The sequence below is a fragment of the Xenorhabdus miraniensis genome (genome assembly GCF_002632615.1).
This window is the reverse complement of record NZ_NITZ01000088.1, coordinates 1-1,029: the sequence shown is the minus strand read 5'-3', so window position 1 is coordinate 1,029 and position 1,029 is coordinate 1. Positions and strand designations below refer to the sequence as shown.

2 protein-coding genes are annotated in these 1,029 nt (G+C 44.6%); both read right to left on the bottom strand.

What is annotated here, in order from left to right; genetic code table 11:
- The coding region (locus tag Xmir_RS22160; RefSeq protein ID WP_099116109.1) for a tail fiber assembly protein at window positions 1-462 on the bottom strand (462 nt) is incomplete at its 3' end.
- Window positions 455-1,029, bottom strand: a 575-nt coding sequence (locus Xmir_RS22155) for a hypothetical protein (protein ID WP_145956958.1), incomplete at its 5' end; no start/stop codon positions are given. The genes Xmir_RS22155 and Xmir_RS22160, both read right to left, overlap by 8 nt.

The window sequence follows — 1,029 nt, the reverse complement described above, 5'->3', positions numbered from 1 at the left end:
CACCCGATATTTACGCCATGCGGTTAGTGCAGATTGTTCGGCATCGGTGGCGATATCCAAATCAACGGCGTCCTGTAATGGTGCAATAGCATGCATCGCTGACAGCAGTGATTGCTGTTTTTGATGCTCTGCCATTTTTTGTAACTCAATTACGGTGTAAACCCGTTTAATGATTTTCGTACCGTCATACTGCCAGTCACCGTGCACATTGAGACCAGTCGGTACGCGATCTGTGTCCAGCTCAACCACACTAAACCCACTCGGATAGAGCGCCGATGCATCAGTACTGTAATTGATAATCAGCCCAGCCGCGTCATACACGATTTTTAACGTCTCTGAGGCAAACAACTTCTGAGCGTCATACCAGTCAATTCCCTCGTCAGACCGTAAATAAACGCAATCACCAAATTTAGGATTATCAGGTTGATAATGTTGGAAATTTTTCCAATTTTTTTTATGCATTTGCTGTCACCCATTCATTATTAACCAGATACTGTATAACATGTAATCGCAGGTTCCGCGCCTCATAATACAGGTCTCTGGTACTGCCGCGTACACCTGTTACCACCTCACCCGGTTTTAACGCAGGAAATATGCCCCGGTCTATCTCGATCTCACGTGAAAAAATCAATCGGATTTTTGACACGTAATTTTTGTCCATCCGATCCTCTGTCGCTAATTTAAACCCATTCACGTAAATGGCTGAATTCTTTATCGATAACGTTGTTTTGCCCGCCACATTCACCAGTTGCAATGCTGAGTCACTGCTCATACAACCGAGTCGATACCGGATATTGCCATTTGCATCCGCAGCCTCTATATAGTTTGCAGCACCGTCAGACTGATTTTTTAACACTAAAAATTGGTCGTTCGTGGTTATCTGTCCCCCTGTTTTATCCAATTTATCATTGAGGGATTTGGTAACCGTATTTTGGCTCATGACATGGCTAGGCGAGTTACCTGAGTATTGTGTGATAGCTGATGCAGGAATGGCATTTTTCGCCAGCTCCACCGTTCCCGCCAAACCAA